The following is a 15,105-nucleotide window of genomic DNA, read 5'->3' as shown; positions in this document are numbered from 1 at the left end:
GGACGCGCCGCCGGACGGACCCGTCCGGCGGCGCGTCGGCGTCACAGGCCGGCCGGGAAGGTCTCCGGAACCTCGCCGGGCTCCCAGGCGGCACCGGCGTCCAGGGGCTCGACCGCCCGGGTCTCGTCGAGATGCACCACCGCCTCGAACTGGTCGGGCAGGCGAGCCCGGAGGTAATGGCTCTCCCGCTCCGTGTCGGGTCGGTAGATCACCCCGATCGCCCGCTGGAGCCGGCCCTCGCGCAGGGCCTGCGCAGCCCGCGTCCCGGGCGCCGGGATCAGGCAGAAGCGGCCGAGGCCGAGGGCGTGGAACAGGGCCTCGTGGCTGCCGGGCAGGGCCGGGCGGACCCGCTTGCGCTCGACCGGCGCGCCCCAGTCCGCGGCGGCCGCGACGGTGCCGGAATGGGTGGTGAAGCCGATCCGCACCACGGCGCGGCCGTGGCGCTCGTGCAGGATCTGGCCGAGGTTGATCTCGCCGCGCTCGCCCATCCCCGTCGCGCGCGCATCGCCGAGATGCGAATTGTGGGCCCAGACCGCGACCTTCGTGGCGCGGCCCGTGCGGCCGAGATGCGCGACGAGCGCCCCGACGCAGTCGGCCATGTGGGTGTCGCGCAGGTTCCAGGACGAGACCTCGCGCAGGAACATCGTCCGGTAATACTCCTCGGCGGTCCGGACCACGCCTGCGTTCTGCTCGGCGCAGAACAGCTCGTCGCGCTCGGTGCTGCCGGTCCAGGCCAGGCTGTCGGCGGCCCGGCGCCGCAGCGCCGCGAGCTGCGCGACCGCTTGCGCCTCGCAGGAGGGTGCGAGCGCCATGCCGGTCATGAAGCCGTAGACCTGGCTGTCGTCGCCGAACCGGTCGAAGCAGGCATAGCGGTCGCGGGCCTTCGCCGCCGCCGCCGGATCGATCGCGTCGAGATAGGCCAGCACCGCCTTCATCGAGGCGTGTAGGCTGTAGAGGTCGATGCCGTAGACGCCGACCCGGCTTCCCTCCGGCTGCGTCGCGTTGTGACGGTGCAGCCACTCGACGAAGGCGGCCATCTCGGTGTTGCGCCAGAGCCAGGTCGGGAAGCGGCAAAAGCCCGAGAGCGCCTCGACCGCGTCGAGATCCTCGCTCTCGCCGCGCACGTAGCGGTTGACCCGCCAGGCGTCGGGCCAGTCGGCCTCGATCGCGACGGCCCCGAAGCCTTTCTCGCGGATCAGGCGCTTCGTGATCTCGGCCCGCTCACGGTAGAAATCCTGCGTGCCGTGCGTCGCCTCGCCGAGGAGGACCAGCCGCGCCTCGCCGATCATCGCCATCAGAGGATCGTAGTCGCGGGCCTCGCCGGTCAGGCGGATCGCCTCCTGCCGCAGGAGGGCGAGGATGTCGCGATCCTCCGCCGGGACCGGGTCGCCGTCGGGCGCCGCGCCCTCGTCGCCGAGGAGCCGCCGGACCTCGGCGTCGCTCGTCTGGGTAAAATCCGCGTAGGCCGCACCGACGAAGTGGAATGGCTCGGGGCTGTCGACGCAGACCACGACGTCGGCCTCGCCCTTGAGCCGCGCCAGCGTCTCGCGCGAGGCCGTCGGCACCGCGACGACGAGATGGGCCGGCCGGCGCAAGCGCAGAGCCTCGATCGCCGCCAGCATCGTGGCGCCGGTCGCGAGCCCGTCGTCGACGAGGATCACCGTGCGGCCGCGCAGGTCGGCCGGCGCCCGGCCGCCCCGGTAGAGGCGCTCGCGCCGCTCCAACTCGCGCTGCTCGCGCGCCGCCACGGCATCGATCGCGTAAGGAGGGATCCGCAGAGCCGCGACGAGGTCGGCGTTGAGCGTGCGGATGCCGCCGCTCGCGATCGCCCCCATGGCGAGTTCCTCGTTGCCGGGCACGCCGAGCTTGCGCACCACGAACACGTCGAGGGGCGCATGCAGCGCGCGGGCGACCTCGGCCGCGACCGGGACGCCGCCGCGCGGCAGCGCCAGGACGCTCACGTCCGGGTCGGCGGCGTAGGCCGACAGCCGGCCGGCGAGGGCGCGGCCCGCATCGGCACGATCCTGAAAGACGGGTTTGCGCATGCCTGCCTCCAGCCTGACATCGCGGTCGGGCTCCCGCCCGCACGGGCCACATTCTCGGGCCAACTCGCGTCGGGCGGACAGCCTGGCTGCATGGTCCCGGAATGACGTGGTGCGGGTCGATCTTGAACCGGTCCGGGTCTTTGGTCCAGGCCTGACGGATGGTCTGGAACGGGGTCCTCCAGCGCAGCGCCTCGAAGTGTCCGGCGAAGTTGCAGGCTGCCCCGCCGCCCCGGCTCGACACGCCCGCTCCTGTGCTCGCGCACGTCACGATCGCGCGGCAATCGCGAAGCTCTCTGGATCCTTGATTTGTCCGCATTTTCTTCGACGAACCGGCATTTGTTTCGTCAGGCAATGCGCCAGCCGCGAAATCTCGCCCCAACCCGACAGGCTGCGAGCGGACCGCTCGAACCCGCGTCGTCCCAAGTCGGCATTCTCCCAAGTCGGCATTCTCCCAAGTCGACATTCTCCCAAGTCGGCATCACGCGGTGGCGTTCGCGAGATGGTCCGATACGGTCGAGATGAATGCACGAAGACGCTGAAGACGCCGCAGGTCCCGGTGATATCCCATCCAGATGTCGCGTGCCGGCGGCGGCGTCGGCATCTCCAGGTTGCGGAGACCCGGAATCTGATCGCCGACCACCCGGGGCAGGACGGCGATGCCGACGCCTTGCCGGCACATGCGCCCCTGAACGTTGCGGTTGTTCGATCGCAGGACCGGCTTCGCGTTGGGGAAACTCTCGGTGAGCCATGCGATGTCGGGGAAGTGGCCCGTGGACGTGTCGTGGGTGATCAGCCGAAAACCGGTCCCGTCGCCATATTGGGGGTCGGCCGCCTCCTCGGCGATGTAGACACCGTATTCGAGCCTGAACAGCCGCCGCTGAACGACATCGGCCGTATCGAACGGAACGATCCGAAAAGCGACGTCGGCCTCCCGCTGGGCAAGGTTGAACAGGCGCGTGCCGGTCAGGATCTCGACGTCGACATTGGGGTAGGCCTTCGAGAAATCCGCCAGGATGGGAGGGAGGACATAGGCCCCGAACCAGTCCGCCGACGAAATCCGCAGACTGCCTTTGAGGTTCTGCTCCTGCCCCGCGAGCCGGCGCTCCATGGCCAGGGCTCCCTCTTCCATCTGCTCGGCCAGCGCGATGATCCCGTGACCCTCGTCGGTCAGTACGAGACCGTCCGCCGTGCGCTGGAAGAGCGTGTGACCGATCGCCTGCTCGAATGCGCGAAGGCGCCGGCCCACGGTCGGATGGCTCGTCTGGAGAGAACGCGCGGCGCCGCCGAGCGTGCCGGATCGCGCGACGGCAAGAAAGATTCTGACGTCGCTCCATTCCATCGCGACCACCCGCACAAAAATGAACGGCGAGAGTACAATGATGTCAGTTTCAGTACAAATCCGATCATCTAGATTGCCGCCATCGCCGGACGACGCGTCCTGTCTTGGATCGTCCGGCCCATGAGGACGGCCGCTCGGGCTCCACCCGAACGACGGGAGACGGACCATGCAGATCGGATTCATCGGCCTCGGCAGCATGGGCTCGGTCATGGCCATCAACCTGGTGAATGCCGGCCATGACGTGCGGGCCTGGAACCGGAGCAAGGTCGCGAAGGACAGCGTTCCCGGGGTCACGCTGGTCGAACGCGCGGCGGATGCATTCGAGGCGGACGCCGTCTTCACGATGCTGTCCGACGACACGGCCATTCGGGAAATAATCATTGACGCCGGCCTGCTGGCGAGTGCGCAACCGAGAATCATCCATGTCGTCACATCGACGATCTCGGTCGCTTTCGCACGGGAACTGGAACGCCTGCACGACGAGGCGGGCCTCGGCTACGTGTCCGCACCGGTCCTCGGTCGACCGACCGTCGCGGCGAGCGGTCAGCTCAACATCCTGGCGGCCGGGAAGGCCGATGCCGTTGCGGCGATCGAGCCGCTGCTCGCCCCCCTCGGCAAGAAGGTCTGGAAGCTGGGGGAGAACCCCGCTCGGGCGAATGCGGCAAAGCTCGCCTGCAACATGATGATCGCCATGGCGATCGCGGCGATCGCGGCGATGGCCGAGGGCGTCGTGCTGACCGAGAGCGTCGGCCTCGACCGTGCGGATTTCTTCGACCTCATCCTGGGCACCCTGTTCTCGGGCCGCGCCTACGAGAGCTACAGCGCGCAGATCACCGAACGATCCTTCGAGCCGGGTTTCAAAGCCAAGCTCGCCCTCAAGGACATGCGCCTGGCGATCGCGGCCGGCGACGAGATCGGACGCAGGCTTGTGCTGCTCGAAGCCGTCCACGACGGGCTCGGCCGAGCCGTCTCGGCAGGCCTCGGGGACAAGGACTGGTCGATCATGGCCGACATGACGGTTCGCGGCGGCTTCGAAGAATACGACGGCAACCAGACCGGCGATCCCGACAAGGCCATCGCGGTGATCCTGCGGGCAGTCGACGCCGACGACGCTCCGCTTCATCTGCCGCTCGGCCCGATCGCGCATGCGATCGCCGAGCGGAAGCTGGCGGCGTTTCGCAGCGATATCGATGCCTGGCGCGAACTCTCGATCGCCACGGATTTCGATCGGCCCTGAGCGCCCGCCGCCAGCGCCATACTATCCCCACCATCCGACCGGAGTGCGATCATGATCGCAGCTTTGCAGGGATTTACCCAGCAACTCGTGCCCGTGAACGGCATCAGGCTCAACGCCGTCACCGGAGGCGCCGGCCCGCCGGTTCTCCTGCTTCACGGCTGGCCTGAAACCTGGTGGGAATGGCACCATGTGATGCCGCTGCTGGCCGCGCATTTCAGCGTGGTGGCCATCGATCTGCGCGGCGCGGGCTTCTCCGACTGTCCGCCCGACGGCTACGACAAGGCAACGATGGCGCGCGATGCGCATGAGGTCATGGTCGCCCTCGGGCACCAGCGCTACGCGGTGTGCGGGCACGACATCGGCGGCATGGTGGCGCTGCCGCAGGCGACGACCTACCGGGAGGCGGTCACGCATCTGGCCGTGCTCGACGTGCCGCTTCCCGGCTGGACCGGATGGGAGGCGACCACCGCGAGGCTCTGGCATTTCGGCTTCCATATGAACCGGGATCTGCCCGAGCGCCTGATCCACGGTCGCGAGTACGACTATGTTTCGACGTTCATGGCCGAGCGGTTCTACGATCACGGCACCTTCGATCCGGCGGACATCGAGATTTACGCCAGGGCGATGGCGCTTTCCGGCCGCACGCGCGGCGGCATGGAATGGTATCGCACCCTCGCCGTCGATCATGCGGCGGCCCTCGAATACAAGAAGCAACCGCTCACGATACCGGTGCTTGGCCTGGGCGGAGACCAGCGGTTCGGGGCGCAGATGGTACCGATGCTGCGAGAATTCGCCGGCAACGTCACGGGCGGTTCGATTGCACGATGCGGCCACTATGTCGCCGACGAGCGGCCGCACGACGTCGCGGCCGCTCTGATCGCGTTCCTCGAGACCGACTGAGGATCGGCGCCCGCGAGAGAGTGCGGGCCCGAGCCGGTCGCGACCCTCCGGGCAAGGCCCGGTCGACGGGTCGCGAAGGATCCAGTCAAGACAAGGAGACCGTCATGTCCGCATCCGTCATTCGCGGCGTCAATCATATCGGCATCACGGTGCCCGACATCGAGGCGGCGCAATCGTTCCTGGTGGAAGCCTTCGGCGGCCAGGTGATCTACCAGTCCTTCGGACCGCAGGATCCGCCGCGTCAGGGACCCGAATTCGAGCGGGCGGTCGGCGCGTTCCCCGGAACGGTCGTTCGTGCCCAGGCGATGGTCAAGATCGGCACCGGGGCCGACATCGAGCTGTTCGAGATGCACGGCCCCGAACAGGCCGAGCCGGTCCGCGCCAGCGACTTCGGCATCACGCATTTCGCGCTCTACACCGACGACATCGAGGCGTCGGTCGCGCGCTTCGAGAGGGCTGGCGGCACGCCCCTGACCGCGCCGCGCGCCATTCCTTACGCGACTGAAAAAGGTCCGGGAAACAAGGTCTGCTACTGCCGGATGCCCTGGGGCACGACGATGGAATTCATCACCACACCCGACCGCATGGGCTATCGTGACCAGACGGATCTGCGGAGGTGGCAGGACGGGGACTGATACGGTTTTCCGATTGATCGCTTCGCGATGCGGAAACCGGCTTCGCTCACGCGCCGCGCGGGCTGGTGATACGGCTTCCGGAAGGAATCCGCCGAAGCCGTATCGCCAGGGCGCGAGAAGGACGTCGCGTCAGTCCACCACCGCGCGACGTAGGCGCGTTGCCCATCACCCGGGGCCTGTTTGATTGGTTTGTACAGAGTCTGAGCCCGCCGTGTCATTCGGGGCTCCGCCGCGCGGCCCCGGAACGACGAGGAGGGTATGAAGACCGTCGATCAGGTCAAACACGCTCTTATGCCAACAACCCAAGATGCTGACGCATCGATTCGATCTCGGGCAGGCCCGAGATCGACGGGGCCGTCGATCCATCTCGAATTTTCGATCCCGAGCCAGAGACTTGGCGACAATTCGCGAACGGAACCGGAGGTCGTTTTCAACGACCGTTGGTCTTACAGGAACCCGATCGAGAACCACGGCACGAAGGTCAGGACCAGGAGGCCGAGGAACAGCGCGCCGAGATAGATCCAGATCCGGCGCATCCCTGCCTCGGGCGGAACCCCGCCGATGATGCAGGCGGCGTAATAGCAGAGGCCGAAGGGTGGGGCGAACAGGCCGAGGCCCATCGCCAGGATCACGATCATGCTGTAGTGGACTTCGTGGATCCCGAACTGGTGCGCGATCGGGAACAGCAGCGGGCCGAACAGCACGATTGCCGGGATACCTTCGAGCAAGCTTCCGAGCACGATGAAGGCCACGACCGAGATCAGGAGGAACCCGGTCTTGCCGCCCGGCACCGCCGCCATCGCGCGGGCGAGATCGTGCGAGAAGCCCGACTGGGTCAGCGCCCAGGCCATCGCGCTCGCCGCTCCGACGATGAACAGGATCGCTCCGGAGAGCGAGGCGGTCCGTGCCAGTATCGGGACGACGTTCCGAGCTTTCAGCCCGCCTCGATAGATCACGAGGCCGAGCACCAACGAGTAGACGATCCCGATGGTCGAGACCTCGGTGGCGGTGGCGACGCCCTCCACCACCGCGGTGCGGATCAGGAACGGGAGCAATATGGCCGGAAGCGCGACGATCAGGGTCTTGCCCACCACCGACATCGGCGCGCGCGGAATCGCGACCGCGTCCTCCTCGCGACCGGCGCGGTAGCGGGCCACGGCTGCCAGCACCAGGGCGAGCACCAGGGCCGGCAGGATCCCGGCGGTGAACAGGGCGGCGATCGACACGCCGGTGGCCGACGCGATGGCGATCAGCACGATGGAGGGCGGGATCGTCTCGCTCATCGCCCCCGAGGCGGCGAGGATCGACAGCAATTCGCCGTCCTTCATCCCGCGCTTGCGCATCTCGGGAAACAGGACGGGCGCGACCGCCGCCATGTCGGCGGTCTTCGAGCCGGAGATGCCCGACACCAGCAGCATCGCGCCGAGCAGCACGTAGGACATGCCGGCCTTCACGTGGCCCAGCAGCGAGGCGAGGAAGGCCACCATCACCCGCGCCATCCCGGTCGCGTCGACGAGCTGGCCGAGCAGCACGAAGAGCGGGATGGCGAGCAGGATCAGGCTGCTCATCCCCTCGTCCATCCGCCCGACCACGATGGTGAGCGGCGTCGAGGTGGTGGTGAGCAGGTAGGCGGAGGTGGCGAGCGCGAACGAGAACGCGATCGGCACGCCGGCCAGGATGCCGATCCCGAGCAGCCCGACGAAGAACACCAGGAGCGCCCAATTGCCCATCCCCGCGAGCGCCGGCGCCGCAAGGGCGAGGAGCGCGGCAAGGCCCAGGAGTACCGCGCCGACGCCGATCAGGTCGGCCGGGCGGTGGCGCGCGAGGCGCAAGCCGCAGGCCAGCAGCGCCAGCACGAAGCCGACCGGCACGGCGAGCGCCCGCACCGTGCCCGACCAGCCCAAGGCCGGCGTCTCCACGAAGGACTGGTCCTCGGTGTAGTCGTAGGCCGCGTGCATCAGCAGGACCACGAAGGCGAAGATCATGCCGACGGCCAGAGCCTCGCACCAGGCCCGGGCCCGCGGCGAGAGCGAGCCGACCACGAAGGTCAGCCGCATGTGCTCGCCCCGCTGCACCGCCACGACGCTGCCCAGCATGGCGAGCCACAGGAACAGGATCGAGGCGAGCTCGTCGCTCCAGATGATCGAGTGCCCGATCGCCCGCGAGACGATGCCGGCGAACAGGATCGCCGCCTCGGCGGCGACCAGGATCGCCGCCGGCACCTCGACGACGAGGCGCAGGGCCCGCTCGGCCGACGAGAGCCAGTCGGCGGGAAGGGCTGCGGGCGTGGCATCGGCCTGGGCGAGCGCGCTCATGCCAGGTCCCCCGTCACGGCCTCGAGCGCCTTCCACGCCTCGGGCCCGAACTTCTCCTTCCAGTCGCGGTAGAAGCCGGCCTGGGTCAGGGCCTTGCGGAAGGCCGGCTTGTCGGCGGCTTCGAAGGCCAGGCCGCGGGCGGTGAGCTGCCCCTTCAGGGTGCCGGTCAGCCGCACGATGTCCTCGCGCTCCTCCATCGCGGCGCGGTCGAGCTCGCGCCGGACGATCTCCTGCAGCGCCTCGGGCAGCTTCCCGAAGGCGCGCCGGTTGGCCACGATCCAGAAGGGGTCCCAGATGTGGTTGGTCTCGGAGACGTATTTCTGGACCTCGTAGAGCTTGCCGGCCTCGATCGTCACCAGCCCGTTCTCCTCGCCGTCGACCAGCCGGGTCTGAAGCGCGGTGTAGAGTTCGTTGAAGTTGATCGAGGTCGGGCTCGCCCCGAGGCTGGAGAACAGCGAGGTGAAGATCGGCGCCACCGGCACGCGGATGCGGTAGCCCTTGAGGTCGTCGGGCGTCTTGATCGGCTTGGCGTTGGAGGTAATCTGGCGAAAGCCGTTGTCGGCGGCCTTGGCCGCGACGACGAGGCCGGCCTTCTCGATCTGGACCCGGACGTACTGACCGATCGGCCCGTCGACCCCGCGCCAGACGTGGTCGTAGTCGGAGAAGGCAAAGCCGACATTGGTGATCGCCGCGCCGGCCGCCACCGTCGAGATCACCGAGCCGGCGATGTTGAGGAACTCGATTCCCCCGCTGCGCACCTGGGTGATGAGATCGGTGTCGGAGCCGAGCTGGCTCGCCGGGAAGAACTTCAGCTCCATCCGTCCGCCGGATGCCTCGCGGATGCGCTGGCAGGCCTGATCGAGCCGGGCGTTGATCGGCTGGGTCAGGGACTGGCCCGTGGCGAGCTTGTAGGTGAACTCGGCCGCCCGCGCCGGGCCCGTGCGGATGGCGACGAGCGGGAAGGCGGCGGCGCCAGCCAGGAACAGGCGGCGCGAGGGTCCGGATTCGGGCTTGGACGTCATGGGTTTCCTCCGGCGTGCCGGCATCCGCGGGGCATGCGGTGCGGCATCGTTCAGGTCGAGGCGGAGGAGGCGCGAGGCTGTTCGCTCGTCATCCTCCGTAAGCGGCACCCCTGTTCCGGGGCGTCCCGTCTCGCTGGGAGGCGACACTATGGAACGAGGTCCATGTAGGACAATCCAGATTATTTGCGCATCCATGAAGCGCTGCTAAACTGTTGCGATGTCGGTCCCGCTCCGCGCCATCACGGTCTTTCACGCCGTCGCCCGTTCCGGCAGCATCACCCGGGCGGCGGAGGATCTCGGCGTCACGCCCTCGGCGGTGAGCCAGCAGGTCCAGGCGCTCGAGGTCGGCCTCGGCACCGCGCTCATCGCCAAGGCCGGCCGCAACGTAGTGCTGACCGAGGCCGGCGAGCGCTACTTCGAGATGATCGGCGGCGAGATCGACCGGATCATGGAGGCGACGCAGCGCATCCAGGGCTTCCGCTCGGTGACGACGCTGACCGTCAGGGCGACCCCGAGCCTGTCGACGAAGTGGCTGCTGCCGCGTCTCTCCGGCTTCATCGAGGCGCATCCGGACATCGAACTGCGCCTCGACGGCACCAACGAGCCGACGGCCTTCCTGAAGGAGAGCGTCGACGTCGAGATCCGCCACGGCAGCGGCGGCTGGCCGGGTCTGTTCGCCGAGGGATTGGTCGAGGAGAGCTTCCGGCCGGTCTGCGCGCCGTCGCTGGCCGCGCCCGGCAGCCTCGCGGCGGCCGACCTGCCCCACCACCTCCTGATCCACTCGGTCAAGTCGCAGGTGCAGTGGGCGCACTGGTTCAAGCTCGCCGGCATGGTGCCGACGACGCGGTGGCGCCGGCTTCTGTTCGACCGCACCCACATGGCGATCGACGCGGCCGCCGGCGGCCTCGGCATCGCGCTCGAGAGCGACCTGATGTTGTGGGGCGACCTGCGGGCCGGACGCTTGGCCTGCCCGCTTGCCGCGCCGCCGCGGATCACCCTCGTCACCCAGTGGGTGACGTGCCCGCCCGACCACCTGCGCCACCGCAAGGTCCGCGCCTTCCTCGACTGGATTCGCCGCGAGCGAGACGCTTGGGCCATGGAGCGGGACGCCGCGAGCCTTTAGCGTTGCTTCATGATCGGCTCGGAAAACTGGATTGTCCTTCACGGATACGGCTTCTAGCTTCCCGGCCGTTGGGTCCCGCCGAGCCGATCGCTCGCGCCGCCGGGATCGCGCCGAGACCGGCCCCGCCATCCTTCGAGGACCGGCGGCGAGAGCCGGTCGGCAAAGGAGGAAACCGATGAATCTCTCCACCCTGCTCCTTGCCCGCGCAGCGTCCGGCCGCCCGGTCCGCGTCGGCCTGATCGGCGCCGGCAAGTTCGGCTCGATGGTGCTGGCCCAGGCCCAGCGCATCGAGGGAATGCACGTCGTCGCCGTCGCCGACCTCGATGTGGGCCGCGCCCGCACCTCGCTCGCCCGCGTCGGCTGGCCGGAGGAGCGTTACGCCGCGACCTCGATGGGCGATGCGGTCAAGAGCGGCCGCACCTTCGTCACCGACGATGCCGGCGCGCTCAGTGCCTGCGACGAGATCGAGTGCATCATCGAGGCGACCGGCCACCCGATCGCCGGCATCCGCCACGCCATCCAGGCGATCGATGCCCGCAAGCACGTCGTCATGGTCAACGTCGAGGCCGACGTGCTGTGCGGCCCGCTGCTCGCCGAGCGGGCGCGCCGCCAGGGCGTGGTCTACTCGATGGCCTACGGCGACCAGCCCGCGATCATCTGCGAGCTCGTCGACTGGGCTCGCTCCTGCGGCTTCGAGCTGACCTCGGCCGGCAAGGGCATGAACTTCGAGCCGCGCTACCGCTACTCGACCCCCGACACGGTGTGGGGCTTCTTCGGCTGGTCCGAGGAGGAGGTGAGACAAGGCGACTTCAACCCGAAGATGTACAACTCGTTCACCGACGGCACCAAGGCGGCGATCGAGATGGCGGCGGTGGCCAACGGCACCGGGCTCGACTGCCCCGACGACGGCCTCGCCTTCCCGCCGACCGGCCTGCACGACCTCGCCCGGGTCTTCCGGCCGGTGAGCGACGGCGGGCGGTTGCCCCGCAGCGGCCTCGTCGACATCGCGGCGAGCCAGGAGCCGGACGGGCGCGAGGTGTTCAACAACATCCGCTACGGCGTGTTCGTGACCTTCAAGGCGACGAGCGAGTATACCAGGGCCTGCTTCAAGCAGTACGGCCTGCTGACCGATCCGTCCGGCTGGTACGGCTCGATGTGGCGGCCGTTCCACATGATCGGGCTCGAGACCAGCGTCAGCGTGCTCTCGGCGGTGTTGCGCGGCGAGCCGACCGGCTGCTCGAAGGAATTCCGCGGCGATGCGGTCGCCACCGCCAAGCGCGACCTGCAGCCCGGCGAGATGCTCGACGGTGAAGGCGGCTACGCGGTCTGGGCCAACGCGATTCCCGCCTCGAGGAGCCTGGCGCTCGGCGCCCTGCCGATCGGGCTCGCCCACAACGTCAAGCTCAAGCGCCCGGTGGCCCGCGACACGATCGTGAGCGTCGACGACGTGGAACTCGTCAACGACCTCGACGTGGTGGCGCTGCGCCGTCAGATGGAGGACACGACCCGGCAGATGGCGGCACCGAAGGCGGCCTGACGCGAGACGGGCGGCGCCGGCCGGTCGGCGCCGCTCCCCGCTCGTCCAAATCTACCCCTGCAAGATCTACCCCTGCAAGATCTATCCTTGCAAGATCTACCCCTGCAAGCCGAGTCCAGCCATGCCGTCCTCACCCCGGCCCTTCGTGGTCATCGCCGAGTTCCGGGTGAAGCCCGGCTGCCTCGACGCCTTCCTCGCCCTTGCCCGGGACGATGCCCGCGCCTCGGTGGCGCACGAACCGGGCTGCCGCGCCTTCGATGTCGCGGTCGACGAGAGCGACACCCTCACGGTGGTGTTCTACGAGGTCTACGACGGCCGCGCCGCCTTCGACGCGCATCTCGAGACCCCGCACCTCGCCCGGTTCCGGGCCGGCTTCCCGGCCCTGATCGAGGAGGAGCGCCCGGTGCGCTTCCTCACCCGCACGTCGAGCGGAACGGATGCCCCGTGATGGCACCGCTGACGGTCGGCTTCCTCGGTACCGGTATCATGGGCGGCCCGATGGCGCGCCATCTGTGCCGGGCCGGACACGCCGTGCGCGCCTGGAATCGCTCGCCCGGCAAGGCCGCCGCGCTCGCGCAGGCGGGGGCGAGCATCGCGGCCGATCCGCGCGCAGCTTCGCGCGGCGCCGACGCGGTGATCTGCATGCTGAGTTCCGGTCCGGTCTGCGACGAGATCCTGCTCGGCCCGGACGGTGCGCTCTCCGCGATGCCGCATGGCAGCCTGCTCGTGGTGACGAGTTCGATCCCCGTCGAGACGGCGCAACGCCAGGCCGCGGCCGCAGCGCAGGCCGGTCTCCATTACCTCGACGCACCGGTCTCGGGTGGTGAGCGGGGTGCGATCGCCGGCTCGCTGGCGATCATGGCCGGTGGAAGCCCGGAGGCGTTCAGGCGGGCCGAGCCGCTTCTCGCCGCGATGGGGCGCCCGACCCATGTCGGCCCGGCGGGCTGCGGACAGCTGGCCAAGCTTGCAAATCAGGCCATCGTCGCCTCGACGATTCTGACGGTGGCGGAAGCGATCACGTTCGTCGAGCGCGGCGGCGCCGATCCGGCAAAGGTCCGCGAGGCGCTCCTCGGTGGCTTCGCCGACTCGACGATCCTCAAGCAGCACGCCCTGCGGATGATCGAACGCGATTTCGCGCCCGGTGGCCCTGCGAAGTACCAGGTCAAGGACACCGGAACGGCGCTCGCCCATGCCGCGACGCTCGGTCTGACGCTTCCCGTCCTGTCCCTCGTCGATCAGGTCTTTTCAGACATGGTCGCGCACGGCGACGGCGATCTCGACCACAGCGCCGTCCTCCGCGAGCTTCACCGCCGCAACGGCCTGCCTCTTCCATAGGCGGCGCCACGGATTGTGAACCATCGGCGGGCACCGAGAACGCTTTCGCGTGAGGTGTGTTTGCCATGCCGAGAACCCGTCCCCCGTACCCGGCGGAGTATCGCCGCCAGACGGCCGAGGTGCTCCGCGCCGGGGGGCGGTTGCCCTGAATCAAGCCCTTCCGCGAGCGGCATCCCGACCGTCACGGCGCCTCGCCGCCCTGACCCGGGGCGAACCGTTCCGCCACGGTCACGGGACTGCGCCGATCGCGGCGCCACGCGCTCGGGGTCGTGCCGGTCCAGCGCCGGAAGGCATGCGTGAAGGCCGCGGGCTCGGAGAATTCGAGGGCCGACGCGATCTCGGCCAGGCCGAGATCGGTATCCGCCAGCAGCTGCCTCGCGACGGCGAGGCGGGTCTCGTTCGCCACCGAGCGGTAGCAGGTCCCCGCGGCCTTCAGGCGCCGGCTCAGCGTCCGCCGGTGCACCGCCATCGTCTCCGCGGCCTGCTGCGCGCTGAGCCGCCCGCGGATCAGGGTCGACCTCAGGTGGCGGCGCAGTACCTCCGTGAGGTCGCCGCCCTCGAACCGGCGCAGGCGCCGCTCGGCGATCCGGCGCAGGACGGGGTTCGCGCCGCCGATCCGGCGGTCGAGGAGTGTTGCCGGAAACACCAGCGCGGCGATTTCCTGCTCGAACCGCACGGGAGCGCGGAAGAACTCGGCGTAGGGCTTCGCGTCCGGCGGCTGCCGGCGCGGTACCAGCACCTCGTCGGGCGCCCAGTCCGCATCCTGGAGCGCGCGCATGACTGTCGTCAGGGCGGTGAGCGCCCGCTCGCAATGCAGCGCGATGCCGTCCGCATCCGGTTCGTAGGGCGCGTAGCTCGCGATGGCGACCGAGCCGCTGACCCCGACGTCGACGACGGCGCCGCGGTCGAAGAGCCCCTGGTGCCGCTCGAGGGTCCGCAGGGCATCGCCGAGCGTGTCCGAATGCCTCATCAGCAGGCCGAGCTCGCCGAGCGAGGCCAGGCTCGTGCGCTGGCCGGCCAGGAGCCCGATATGGGGACAGCCGCTCCGGTGCTCGGCGACGGCCATCAGGCGGCCGAGCGCGGCGAACGAGATCGGATCGGCAGGCCCGGGGCCGAACGGATCGATGCCGCTCTGCGCCAGCGCCCGATCCGGTTCGATCCCGAGCGCGGCCAGGGTCTCGCAGACCGCCTCGACGGCGCTGCCGGAGACGAAGCCGACGGCCATCGGCGGCCGTTGGGTGCCGTCGCCTTCGGCCTCCCGTGGCGATCGCTCGCGGCCGGCGGAGAGCGACGTCGTCATGCTCGTTCCTCCCAAATCCTTGCCTCCCAAATCCTTGCCTCCCGAAGCCTTGCCTCCCGACCGTCCCGCCGTGTGCCGGATCCGATCGCGGTCGCCGCCATGCCGGCCGGCACGATCGACGAGGCGTCCCGTCGCCGGCGCCCGAAATTGGCGGACTATCAGGGTGTGATGTATGTCTCGTCTTTCAAATTGAGCCTCTGTTATAGAATAAATGAATATTATGATTTGACTTTCGTTTAAATTTGTTACATATTCAAATAATATGGACTGTAATTACTGTAAGACGATTGCGATATCATGTCGAGTGCATGTCGCGA

At 69.0% G+C, this 15,105-nt stretch carries 11 protein-coding genes and 2 pseudogenes; 7 read left to right on the top strand and 6 right to left on the bottom strand.

Annotated elements, in window-relative coordinates; all coding sequences use genetic code 11:
• Positions 1-41: 41 nt before the first annotated feature.
• The 3 genes and pseudogenes from AC3AOF_RS30520 to AC3AOF_RS30510 form a co-directional block, all read right to left on the bottom strand.
• Entirely contained in the window at positions 42-2,045 is a 2,004-nt protein-coding gene (locus tag AC3AOF_RS30520) for an erythromycin esterase family protein (protein ID WP_488349329.1), read from the bottom strand.
• A 91-nt stretch (positions 2,046-2,136) separates the two neighbouring features.
• Positions 2,137-2,262 (bottom strand): annotated as a pseudogene (locus tag AC3AOF_RS30515) (IS481 family transposase); the annotation flags it as partial.
• A 261-nt stretch (positions 2,263-2,523) separates the two neighbouring features.
• Entirely contained in the window at positions 2,524-3,384 is an 861-nt protein-coding gene (locus AC3AOF_RS30510) for a LysR family transcriptional regulator (RefSeq protein ID WP_488349460.1), read from the bottom strand.
• Positions 3,385-3,550: 166 nt separating this feature from the next.
• Here AC3AOF_RS30510 and AC3AOF_RS30505 point away from each other — a divergent pair.
• From AC3AOF_RS30505 to AC3AOF_RS30495, 3 genes and pseudogenes are all read left to right on the top strand, one after another.
• Positions 3,551-4,414 (top strand): annotated as a pseudogene (locus tag AC3AOF_RS30505) (NAD(P)-dependent oxidoreductase); the annotation flags it as partial.
• A 258-nt stretch (positions 4,415-4,672) separates the two neighbouring features.
• Positions 4,673-5,521, top strand: a complete 849-nt coding sequence (locus tag AC3AOF_RS30500) for an alpha/beta fold hydrolase (RefSeq protein ID WP_488349328.1) — start codon at positions 4,673-4,675, stop codon at positions 5,519-5,521.
• A 104-nt stretch (positions 5,522-5,625) separates the two neighbouring features.
• Entirely contained in the window at positions 5,626-6,156 is a 531-nt protein-coding gene (locus tag AC3AOF_RS30495) for a VOC family protein (protein ID WP_236993044.1), read from the top strand.
• Between the two features lie 446 nt (positions 6,157-6,602).
• Here the strand turns inward: AC3AOF_RS30495 and AC3AOF_RS30490 are convergent, their stop codons facing one another.
• On the bottom strand, positions 6,603-8,471 hold the full coding sequence (locus AC3AOF_RS30490; protein ID WP_488349327.1) for a TRAP transporter large permease: 1,869 nt from the start codon (positions 8,469-8,471) through the stop codon (positions 6,603-6,605).
• Positions 8,468-9,493, bottom strand: coding sequence for a TRAP transporter substrate-binding protein (locus AC3AOF_RS30485; protein ID WP_488349326.1), 1,026 nt, complete (start codon positions 9,491-9,493; stop codon positions 8,468-8,470). Before AC3AOF_RS30485 ends, AC3AOF_RS30490 begins: the two co-directional genes overlap by 4 nt.
• Before the next feature lie 217 nt (positions 9,494-9,710).
• On the opposite strand from AC3AOF_RS30485, the gene AC3AOF_RS30480 reads away from it, so the two are divergent.
• The 4 genes from AC3AOF_RS30480 (at position 9,711) to AC3AOF_RS30465 (ending at position 13,488) form a co-directional block, all read left to right on the top strand.
• Positions 9,711-10,616 carry a LysR substrate-binding domain-containing protein gene (locus tag AC3AOF_RS30480; protein ID WP_236993047.1) on the top strand — a complete coding sequence of 302 codons (906 nt, stop codon included), beginning with the start codon at positions 9,711-9,713 and terminating at the stop codon, positions 10,614-10,616.
• Between the two features lie 175 nt (positions 10,617-10,791).
• Positions 10,792-12,153 carry an NAD(P)H-dependent oxidoreductase gene (locus AC3AOF_RS30475; RefSeq protein ID WP_488349325.1) on the top strand — a complete coding sequence of 454 codons (1,362 nt, stop codon included), beginning with the start codon at positions 10,792-10,794 and terminating at the stop codon, positions 12,151-12,153.
• A 121-nt stretch (positions 12,154-12,274) separates the two neighbouring features.
• Positions 12,275-12,601, top strand: a complete 327-nt coding sequence (locus tag AC3AOF_RS30470) for a putative quinol monooxygenase (RefSeq protein ID WP_236993049.1) — start codon at positions 12,275-12,277, stop codon at positions 12,599-12,601.
• A complete protein-coding gene (locus tag AC3AOF_RS30465) occupies positions 12,601-13,488 on the top strand; it encodes an NAD(P)-dependent oxidoreductase (RefSeq protein ID WP_236993050.1) in 888 nt (295 codons plus the stop codon). The genes AC3AOF_RS30470 and AC3AOF_RS30465 overlap by 1 nt, the downstream gene beginning before the upstream one ends.
• Before the next feature lie 181 nt (positions 13,489-13,669).
• On the opposite strand, the gene AC3AOF_RS30460 is transcribed toward AC3AOF_RS30465, so the two are convergent.
• Positions 13,670-14,788: an AraC family transcriptional regulator gene (locus AC3AOF_RS30460; RefSeq protein ID WP_236993051.1), complete on the bottom strand. Its 1,119-nt coding sequence runs from the start codon at positions 14,786-14,788 to the stop codon at positions 13,670-13,672.
• Between the last annotated feature and the right edge of the window lie 317 nt (positions 14,789-15,105).

It is taken from the genome of Methylobacterium sp. 142-1Y, from assembly GCF_057747795.1.
The sequence above is the reverse complement of the archived record's forward strand: the minus strand, read 5'-3'. Positions and strand labels throughout refer to the sequence as shown.